At 72.7% G+C, this 9025-nt stretch carries 7 protein-coding genes; 2 read left to right on the forward strand and 5 right to left on the reverse strand.

What is annotated here, in order from left to right; all coding sequences use genetic code 11:
* Nucleotides 1-34: 34 nt before the first annotated feature.
* Nucleotides 35-919 (reverse strand): glycosyltransferase family 2 protein, encoded by an 885-nt coding sequence (locus TX83_RS11955; RefSeq protein WP_075575132.1) that lies wholly within the window; start codon nt 917-919, stop codon nt 35-37.
* A gap of 108 nt (nt 920-1027) precedes the next feature.
* On the opposite strand from TX83_RS11955, the gene TX83_RS11960 reads away from it, so the two are divergent.
* Complete coding sequence (locus TX83_RS11960; protein WP_064748176.1) at nt 1028-1819, forward strand: glycosyltransferase family 2 protein; 792 nt, start codon at nt 1028-1030, stop codon at nt 1817-1819.
* A gap of 117 nt (nt 1820-1936) precedes the next feature.
* On the opposite strand, the gene TX83_RS11965 is transcribed toward TX83_RS11960, so the two are convergent.
* Complete coding sequence (locus TX83_RS11965) at nt 1937-3007, reverse strand: CDP-glycerol glycerophosphotransferase family protein (RefSeq protein WP_064748177.1); 1071 nt, start codon at nt 3005-3007, stop codon at nt 1937-1939.
* A 172-nt stretch (nt 3008-3179) separates the two neighbouring features.
* Here TX83_RS11965 and TX83_RS11975 point away from each other — a divergent pair, with 172 nt between their 5' ends.
* Complete coding sequence (locus tag TX83_RS11975) at nt 3180-3986, forward strand: glycosyltransferase family 2 protein (RefSeq protein ID WP_064748179.1); 807 nt, start codon at nt 3180-3182, stop codon at nt 3984-3986.
* A 123-nt stretch (nt 3987-4109) separates the two neighbouring features.
* Here the strand turns inward: TX83_RS11975 and TX83_RS11980 are convergent, their stop codons facing one another.
* From TX83_RS11980 to rsmB, 3 genes are all read right to left on the reverse strand, one after another.
* A complete protein-coding gene (locus TX83_RS11980; protein ID WP_064748180.1) occupies nt 4110-5405 on the reverse strand; it encodes an O-antigen ligase family protein in 1296 nt (431 codons plus the stop codon).
* Between the two features lie 3 nt (nt 5406-5408).
* Nucleotides 5409-7148: an ArnT family glycosyltransferase gene (locus tag TX83_RS11985; RefSeq protein ID WP_064748181.1), complete on the reverse strand. Its 1740-nt coding sequence runs from the start codon at nt 7146-7148 to the stop codon at nt 5409-5411.
* A gap of 138 nt (nt 7149-7286) precedes the next feature.
* Nucleotides 7287-8600, reverse strand: coding sequence for a 16S rRNA (cytosine(967)-C(5))-methyltransferase RsmB (rsmB, locus tag TX83_RS11990; RefSeq protein WP_064748184.1), 1314 nt, complete (start codon nt 8598-8600; stop codon nt 7287-7289).
* Between the last annotated feature and the right edge of the window lie 425 nt (nt 8601-9025).

A 9025-nucleotide genomic window follows, 5' to 3' on the forward strand; every position in this document is an offset into this window, starting at 1 on the left:
CGCGCGCGGCCGAAGCGCCGCGGAGAAACGCCACTCAGCCCGCCGGCTGCGGCCAGGCCGGGCCGAGGCCGGCGACCGCCGCGCCGTCGGGCTGCGGCTGTTGCTGCAAGCCGTGCTCGGTCCAGGTCAGGCGTCGGCGCCGGGTCTGCGCGCGCAGGCGGCGATTGAAGGCGATGCTCTCGGCGCTGGCGTAGCCGCGCGGGTGGTCCAGGTGCACCACGATCGCGCGATGGCGGATGCGGATGCCGCGGATGCCGGCGTTGTGCAGACGCTCGCCGAACTCGCGGTCCTGGCCGCCGTAGCGCATGCGCTCGTCGAAGCCGTTGACGGCGAGGATGTCGCGCTTCCAGCCCGATGCGCCGTGTCCGTTCCAACTCGCCCGCGCCGGGCTGACCTGGTCCAGCAACCAGGCCAGCCGCGGCGGCGCCGTCAGTTTGAGATCGCGCCGCGTGGCCGGCATGCCGTGCGCGCGCAGCCAGCGCGCGTCGAAGCAGCGGCCGCTGGCGATGTCGTCGGGGCCGATGCGCCGGCTCGTCTCCATCGGCAGCTTGTGATAGCCGCCGGACAGGAAACGGCCCGGCCGGCGCAGGCGCAGATGGGTGGCGACGAAATCGGCGCGCGGAATGCAGTCGCCGTCGGTGAAGATCAGATAGTCGGCGGCGCTGGCCCGGATCGCCATGTTCAGCGCCTGGCATTTGCGGAAGCCCTGGTCGGGCTGCCACAGGTGCCGCAGCGGCATCGGCAACCGCGGCCGCAGGCGCTCGATGCAGGCACGGGTGTCCTCGCCGCTGCCGTCGTCGGCGATCAGGATCTCGAAGTCGCGCCGGCTCTGCGCGGCGAAACCCAGCAGCACCTTCTCCAGCCAGGCCGGCTGGTTGTAGGTGGTGAACACGACGCTGGCGACGGGCGGTTGAGTCATAGGGGCGCGGCAGTGGCGAAGGAGCAATCAAGCCGCAACGCGTCCGCGCCATCATGGTTTGCGCGTCCCGCGGTTGCGGCGCGCCCACCTTGACCTGCGAATACGACGATGCCGTTACCGGACCATGCCAGTTCTCCGCGCCGTCCCGCGTTGTCGGCGACGGTGATCGCCTGCGACGAGGCCGACCGCATCGCCGACTGCCTGGCGTCGCTGGCGTTCTGCGACGAGATCCTGGTGGTCGACTCGGGCTCGCGCGACGCCACCGCGGACATCGCGCGCGGCTTCGGCGCGCGCGTGCTGCACCGGCCGTTCGACGGCTTCCGCAGCCAGAAGCAGTTCGCGATCGAACAGGCTGCGCACGACTGGGTGTTGTGCGTCGATGCCGACGAACGCATCGACGCGACTCTGCGCGAAGCGATCGAGCGCGCCCGCGACGCCGGTTTCGCCGCGGCGGCCGGCTACCGCTTCGCCCGCCGCTCGGAGTACTTCGGCCGCTACCTGCGCCACGGCAACGCCTACCCGGACCGCAAGCTGCGCCTGTTCGACCGCCGTCGCGGCGGCTGGCGCGGCGACCGCGAGGTGCACGAAAGCGCCAGCGTCGACGGCGCGGTGGCGACCCTGCGCGGCGACCTGCTGCACCGCCCGTTCCGTTCGTTCGAACACCAGTTGGCCAAGGGCCGGCGCTACGCGCAGATGATGGCCGAGCACGACCACGCCCGCGGCCGACGCGCTTCGCTGGCGCGGCTAGTGCTTTCTCCGGCCTGGCGGTTCTGGCGCGGCTATCTGCTGCGCGGCGGCTTCCTCGACGGCTGGCCGGGACTGATCTACGCCTACGTCACCGCGTACACGGCGCGGCAGAAGACGATCCGGTTGTGGCTGCTGGAAAAGCGCGGGAGATAGCGAACGCCGCGAGCCGGCGCGCGGGAATCGGGACCAGCAAAGAGCGCGAGGGCCTGGCGTCTGCGCATTGCCCTTCAGATCGGGCTTCCGTCGACCGGCCCTGCCGCCCCGTGGCCTTCAGCCGGTCGGCCCCCAATACCCCAGCTCGCGCCGGATCTGCAGGCCGCGCAGCAAGGACGTGAACGGCCGCTTGCGCAAGCGGCCGAGACGGCCGGCGAGCAGGTCGTCGGTGGCCGCGATGACGCGCTGCGAAGAGCGGCCGTCGCGGTAGGGATGGATCTGCTCGGCGTAGGCGTCGATCGCCTGCTGCAAGGCCGCATCCGGCGCGAACGCGCGCGCCAGCTGCGCGGGCAGCTGCGCCGGGTCGGCGAAATCCAGCATGTGCGGCTTGGGCGCGCGATTGCGGAAAGTCACCACCGGCTTGCGCTGGACCACGAACTCCGACACCACCGAGGTGGTGTCGGCGAGCAGCACGTCGGCGGCGCGCTGGGCCGCGATCAGCTGCTCGGTCTCGACGAAATGCGCGTTCGGCCCCTGCAGCGCGCGATAGCGCTGGAACAGCTCCGGCGCGCACTTGGGGTGCAAGGTCAGCAGCCAGTAGCGCTCGCCGGCGGCGACCTGCGCGGCGATCGCGTCCAGCAGATGCGGCGCGGCGCTGAGGCGCTCGGTGAAGGTCGAGGCGAACAGCACCACCGGCCGGCCGCCGGCGCGGGCTCGCAATTGCGCGGCGCTGCCGTCGTCGTCGCGGAACAAGGGGTCGAGCTTGGGCCAGCCGGTCTCGACCACGGCGAAGTGCCCGGCCTGCTCGGCCAGGGCGCGGAACGGGGCGGTGGTCGCCGGGCCCTGGGTGCAGTACAGGTCGAACAGGCCGCGCACGCGGAAATGGCCGCGCGCGTCGTCGCGCTTTTCGACGTTGAAGCCATGGAACAACTGCACCTTGGCCCCGGCGATGAACGGCGGCACCCAGTTGGCGGCGCTGAACACCGCGCGCGGCTTCAGCGCGACCGCGGCGCGCAGGCCGTCGCGCCCCGGCGCGAGCCGCCGCACCGGCGCCGGCAAGGCCGATTCCGCCGCGCCGTCGGCGAACCAGGCGTGGGCGACATGGCCCTGCGCGTGCAACGCCTCCGCCAGCGGCTGCAGGATCGGCAGGGCGTAGCGTTCGGTGGCGAAAAGCAGGTAATCGGACATGGATGCAGCGCTGGGAAGCCTGCAGCGAGTTTAGAGGAACCGAACACCCGCGAAAGTCCGGGCCGACGACCCGCTTCCGGCGCGCCCGCGCTCGCTCCTCTCCCCGCTTCCGGCCGCCGGAGTATCCTGGCCGCCAAACCGCCGTGCCCCATCACCGCCCCGGACCGCCGCCATCGACACGCCCTCGCCCGCCGCTGCCCGCCCGCGCCTGTCGGCCTGCATCATCGCCTTCGACGAGGCCGACCGGATCGGCGACTGCATCGCCTCGTTGTCGTTCTGCGACGAGGTGCTGGTGGTCGATTCGCATTCGCGCGACGCCACCGTGGCGATCGCCCAGGCGGCCGGCGCGCGCGTGCTGCAGCGCGCCTTCGACGGCTTCCGCAGCCAGAAGCAGTTCGCGATCGAGCAGGCTGCGCACGATTGGGTGCTGTGCCTGGATGCGGACGAACGGGTGAGCGGGGAGCTGCGCGCGGCGATCGAGGCGGCGCGCGCGCGCGGCTTCGCCGATGCGGCCGGCTATCGCTTCGCCCGGCTGTCGGACTACTTCGGCAGGTTCCTGCGCCACGGCAACGCCTACCCCGATCGGGTGCTGCGCTTGTTCGACCGCCGCCGCGGCGGTTGGCGCGGCAAACGCGAGGTGCACGAGGCCGCCAGCGTCGACGGCGCCGTCGCGACCTTGCGCGGCGATCTGATCCACTACCCGTACCGTTCGCTGGAGCAGCAACTGGCCAAGACCGAGCGCTATGCGCGGATGATGGCCGAGCACGACCATGCGCGCGGCAAGCGCGCGACCCTGGCCAAGCTGGTGCTGGCGCCGGCCTGGCGCTTCTGGCGCGGCTACCTGCTGCGCGGCGGCTTCCTCGACGGCTGGCACGGCCTGGTCTACGCCTATGTGCGCGCCAACTACGTGCGCCAGAAGACGGTGATGCTGTGGCTGCTGCAGAACGGGCAGCCGGTGACTACGCCGCGGCGCGACTGAGGCCGGCGCAGGATACGGCGCTAGGACGGCATAACGCGGTCGCGGCTCGCGCCGCTCCTGCAAAAGCCCATGCTGCGGGAATGAAGCCCGCGATGCGGTAGGCGCCGCCGAAGCCCGCGCGCTTCAGCGCAGCGCGTCGCAGTCTTCCTCGCCCGCTTCGCGCAGGGCGAAGCCGTACAGCACGCCGACCGCGATCGCGTAGAACGAGGCGATCAGCTGGTGGGCGAACATCGACTGGGTCAGGCCGCAGGCCAGATAGACCAGGATCAGCACCACCCCGGCCAGGGCCGCGCTGCGCGCGCGGCCGGTGGCGCGCTCGCGCAGGCGGCGCGCGAACAACGCCAGCGGAACGAGATAGACCGCCAACACCGCCAGCAGGCCGGGCGCGCCCATGGTCGCCGCCCACTCGGCCAGATCGCTGTGGGCGTGGCCGAGCTTGCAGAAACCGATCCGCGGCGCCGGCGGTTGGCATTGCGGGGTCGCCAGCACCACGTTCTCGAAGCGGCCCACGCCGATGCCGCTGAGCGGATGCTCGGCGAAGGTTTCGCCGGCCAGTCGCAGCAAGGTCAGGCGCGCGCCCAACGAGGACTCGGCATCGCCTTCGCGCAGCCGGTCGACGTCGGTGCGCAACTCGTGCATGCGGGTCTGCTCGGCCAAGGGCGCGACCCATACCGCCGCAGCGGCCGCCAACACCAGCGCCGCCAGCATCGCCCAGCTGAGCTTGCGCGCGCGGCCGCCGCTGACCAACAGGCCCACCAGCAGCACCAGCGCCAGGCCCGGCCAGACTCCGCGGCTGCCGCTGAGCGCGATCGCGCCGACGCCGAGCGCGCAGGCGACGGTGGTCCACAGCAACTCGCCGGAAGGACGGCAGTACACCGCGATCACGACCACGCCGATCAGCGCATCGGCGAATACGATCGCGTTCGCGGTCCAGCCGGCGGCGCGGTCGGCGCCGCCCAGGACCTGGATCAGCGCGATCAGGAAACCGCCGGCCAGACCGAGCAGGGCGCCGCGCCACAACCAACGCCGCGAGGGCCGGTAGGCGAACACCATCAGAGCGAAGAACGGCAGGGTCAGCAGGCGCAGGCGATTGTCGATCTCGCGCCAGCGCACGTCGAACTGGAACTTGGACACCACCGCGACCGCGACCACGCCCAGCACCAGCCACCACAGCAGCCGCAGCGAACCGCCGAGTTCGCGCCAGCCGCGGGCCAGGCGTTCGGGCGCCAGCGCCAGCGCCAGCAAGGCGAAGGCGGTGAACGGCGACAACCCCCAGGGCGTGGCGACCAGCAGCGCCGGCAGGCACAGCAGGCCGGCTTCCAGCGCATGCCGGGCCCAGCGCTGGCGCGGCGATTCGCCGGCGGAGCGGACCGGGGCGGAGCGGGCCGAGGCAGAGACGGCGGACGGACTGGACGACACCGATCAGTCCGGGTCGTCTTCGTGCGGCCGCAGGGTCGGCGCCGCCGGGCAGTTCGCGCGCGCGGCGTAGGGCACCAGCCACCACACGCGCCGGTTGGCGCGGCCGCCGAGTTCGATCTTGCTGCGGTCGACGCAGTCCGGCAGCGCCGGCTCCTGCACCAGCAGCCAGCGCCGCGCCGGCGCCTGTTTCTGCCAGGCCAGGCCGTGCTCGAGCTGCTTGGCCCAGCCCATGACGAAGCCGAAGGTGGTGGTCTGGGAGCGGCTCTGCAGCAGGTTCTGTTCCTTCCACGCGACCAGGCCGAGCTCGGCGTCCGGACCGATGCGTTCGGCAACGCGGGTCATGACCCCGCGCGCCGAAGAAGAGTCGTTGAGCACCGGCGTGACCAGCAGGCCGTACAGCACCCACAGACCGCACAGGGTCGAGGCCATGGCGTGGATCGGCCGGCGCCGGCCGAACCACAGCAGCGACGCCAGGCCCCAGGCGCCGATCGCCAGGATCGCCGCCTCCAGCTGGCGGCCGCCGTCGGTGAAGCCGCGGTCGGCGATCAGCTTGGCTTCGAACTTGGGATCGCCGAACCACATCGACAGGCCGACGCCGAGCAAGGCGAAGGTCAGCACCGCGGCGAAGCCCAGGGCGATGCGGCGCGGCCACAGCTTGCGCACGATGCCGGGCAGCAGCGGCGCGAACATCAGACAGGCCATCGGCAGCGCCGGCAGGATGTAGACGTCGCGCTTACCGTGCGGAATCGAAAAGAACACGATCACCAGCGCCCACCAGGCCAGCGGCAGCAGGTAGCGCGGGTCGATCCGGCGCAGGCGTCGGCGCCAGGCCGGCAGCGCCCACGGCAACGCCAGCATCGGCGGCAGCCACATCGACAGCATCACCCCCAGGTGGTACCAGACCGGCTGGTGGTGGTCCCAGGAGTTGGAATAGCGGCCCGCGGTCTGACGGAACAGGATGTCGTTGAGATAGGCGCGGTAGCTGGGATCGTCGTTGGACAGCGCGGCGGTCACCATCGGCACGATCCACAGCGACACCGCCGCCACGAAGGCCAGCGGGCCGAGCCAGAAGCGCGGGTCGCCGATGCCGGCGCGCACCGGCATCGCGGTCCAGGCCAGCCACCGCCCGCCGCCGCGCGCGTGCAGCGGCCGCAGCAGCGCCGCCAGCGCCACCGGCGCCAGCATCAGCAAGGCGATCGCGCCCACGCCCTTGGTGATCGTGCCGATGCCGGCGGCAAACCAGCCCAGCGCCCACCAGCGCCAGTTCGGCCCGGTCAGCAGATGGCGCAGCAAGCCGTAGTTGGCGAAGGTGATCCAGAACACCACCGAGGGGTCGATCTGGGCTTTCTTGGCCTGGTAGGCGAAATGCAGGGTCAACAACAGAGCCCAGCCGGCGTAATAGCCGACCTGGCGCGTCCACAGCCGGCGGCCGAGATCGACCACGCACCACAGCGTGCCCATCGCCGCCAACAGCGAGGGCAGCAGGAAGGCGATGCGCCAGTTCTGGGTGATCAGGAACGAGACCGCCTCGGTCCACATGAACAACGGCGGCTTGTCCGAATACAGCTCGGTGCCGCGGTGCGGGAACAGCCACTGGCCGCTCTCGACCATCTGCTTGGCGACCAGCGCGAAACGCGGCTCGTCGGCGGGCCAGGGGTCGCGCAGGCCCAGGCCGGCCCCGAGGACAAGCCAGGCGACGATCCAGAACAGCCAGGCTTGCTGGGAGCGGAGAGTCTTGAGCATGCGCGGAATGATACGAGGCCGTTCAGGCCGGGTGGAGGGGCGGAGGGACGCGACGCCCTGCCGCAGCCGGCGTCGACCGGGCGGCATTATCCAGTCCCCGGCTGAGGAATTCGTTACCGGAACGTCGGAATCGTGTCGTCAGCCGGCCGGCGCGCGGCGCAGGCGGGCGTAGAAGAAGCCGTCGCCGCCGTCCTCGCCGGGCAAGCGCTGGCGGCCGACCTCGCGATCGTGGCCGTAGCGCGCGTCCAGCGGCTCGACCCGCGCATCGGCGGTGCGCTCGAGGAACGCTCGCACCTGATGCTCGTTCTCGTCCTGCAGGATCGAGCAGGTCGCGTACAGCAGGGTGCCGCCGGGCGCCAGCGTGGTCCACAGCGCATCCAGCAGGCGCGCCTGCAGCCCCACCAACGCGGCCAGATCGGTTTCGCGCCGATGCAGGACCACGTCGGGCTGGCGGCGCACAATGCCGGTGGCCGAGCACGGCGCGTCCAGCACGATCGCGTCGAAGGCCCGGCCGTCCCACCAGGCCGCCGGCTCGGCGGCATCGGCGGCGCGCAGCACGGCGCGCTCGGACAGGCCGAGTCGGCGCAAAGTGTCCTCGACCCGGCGCAGCCGCGCGGCGTCGATGTCGAGCGCGGTCAAGCGCAGTTGCGGGTCGCGTTCGAGCAGGTGCGCGCTCTTGCCGCCGGGCGCGGCGCAGGCGTCGAGCACGCGCGCGCCGGGCGCGGGCGCCAACGCGTCGGCGACCTGCTGCGCCGACAGGTCCTGGACCGAAACCAGGCCCTCGTCGAAACCGGGCAACGCGGCGACCGGCATCGCCTGCTCCAGGCGCAGCGCCGCGCCGGGGCCGGCCAGGGCCTCGATGCCGGCCTCGGCGAGCCGGGCGCGATATGCCTGCACAGGTTCGCGCAAGGCATTGACCCGCAGCCACATCGGCGGCGGCAAGGCGCTGGCGGCGAGGATCGCGGCGTAATGTTCCGGCCAGTCGCGGCGCAGGCGTCCGCGCAGCCAGCTGGGCCAATGCGAGTGGGTCGGGTCCAGCGCCGGCAGGCCGTCGCGCTGGGCGCGGCGCAACAGCGCGTTGACCAGCCCGGCCTGATGCGGATGGCCGAGCGCGCGCGCGGCCTCGACCGTCGACGCCACGGCGGCGTGCTCGGGCAGGCGCAGCGGATCGAGCTGGGCCAGGCCGACATAGAGCAGCGCACGCAGTTCGCCGTCGCGCGCCGATGGCGGCCGCGGCATCCAGGCCTCGAGGGTGCGCTCGTAACGCAAGGGCTGGCGCAGCACGGCGAAGCAGATCGCCTCGACCAGGGCGCGGTCGCGCGGGTCGCGCAGCGCCGGCAGGCTCGCCGCCAGCTCGGCCTTGAGCGAGCGACCGCGGTGCAGCACCGCATCGAGCACGCGCGCGGCGATCGCGCGGGTCTGCGCGCCGCTGCCGCCGGCGGTGGTCAGCAACTCGGCCGCGGCGGGCTTGGCCTGGGCCGGCCTGTGCCCGCTCGGCCGCGCGCCGGCGGATTGGGAGCCGGCCGATTTGGAGCCCACTGATTTGAAGCCCGCCGATTTGAAGCCCGCCGATTTGGAGCCGGCCGACTTGAAGGCCCCCGACGTGAAGCCGGCGGTGGGGGAACCGGAGGCCGCGTCGCGGTCGCGGCGCGGACCGGCAGGCCGGCCAGGGCCGGAGCGCGGCGCGAAAGTTCGCGCGCCCTCGCGCTGCGCCGCAGCCTCGCGCGCCGGTGCGCTGCGACGCGGCCGTTCTGCGCGGTCGCCCGCAGCGCCCGCGCCGGGGCCGCGACCGTAGGCGGCACGCCCTTCGCCGCTGCGCCGGTCGCCGCCGCGCGGCGCAGCCGTGCGGCCGGCGCCGCCCGGTCGTGCCGGCCGGG

The organism is Lysobacter antibioticus HS124, assembly GCF_000336385.2.
Taxonomy (GTDB): domain Bacteria; phylum Pseudomonadota; class Gammaproteobacteria; order Xanthomonadales; family Xanthomonadaceae; genus Lysobacter; species Lysobacter firmicutimachus.

Excerpts from the sequence above, each read along its gene's own strand:
- TX83_RS11955 (WP_075575132.1), bottom strand. The coding sequence starts at position 919 with ATGACTCAACCGCCCGTCGCCAGCGTCGTGTTCACCACCTACAACCAG.
- TX83_RS11960 (WP_064748176.1), top strand. The coding sequence starts at position 1,028 with ATGCCGTTACCGGACCATGCCAGTTCTCCGCGCCGTCCCGCGTTGTCG.
- TX83_RS11965 (WP_064748177.1), bottom strand. The coding sequence starts at position 3,007 with ATGTCCGATTACCTGCTTTTCGCCACCGAACGCTACGCCCTGCCGATC.
- TX83_RS11985 (WP_064748181.1), bottom strand. The coding sequence starts at position 7,148 with ATGCTCAAGACTCTCCGCTCCCAGCAAGCCTGGCTGTTCTGGATCGTC.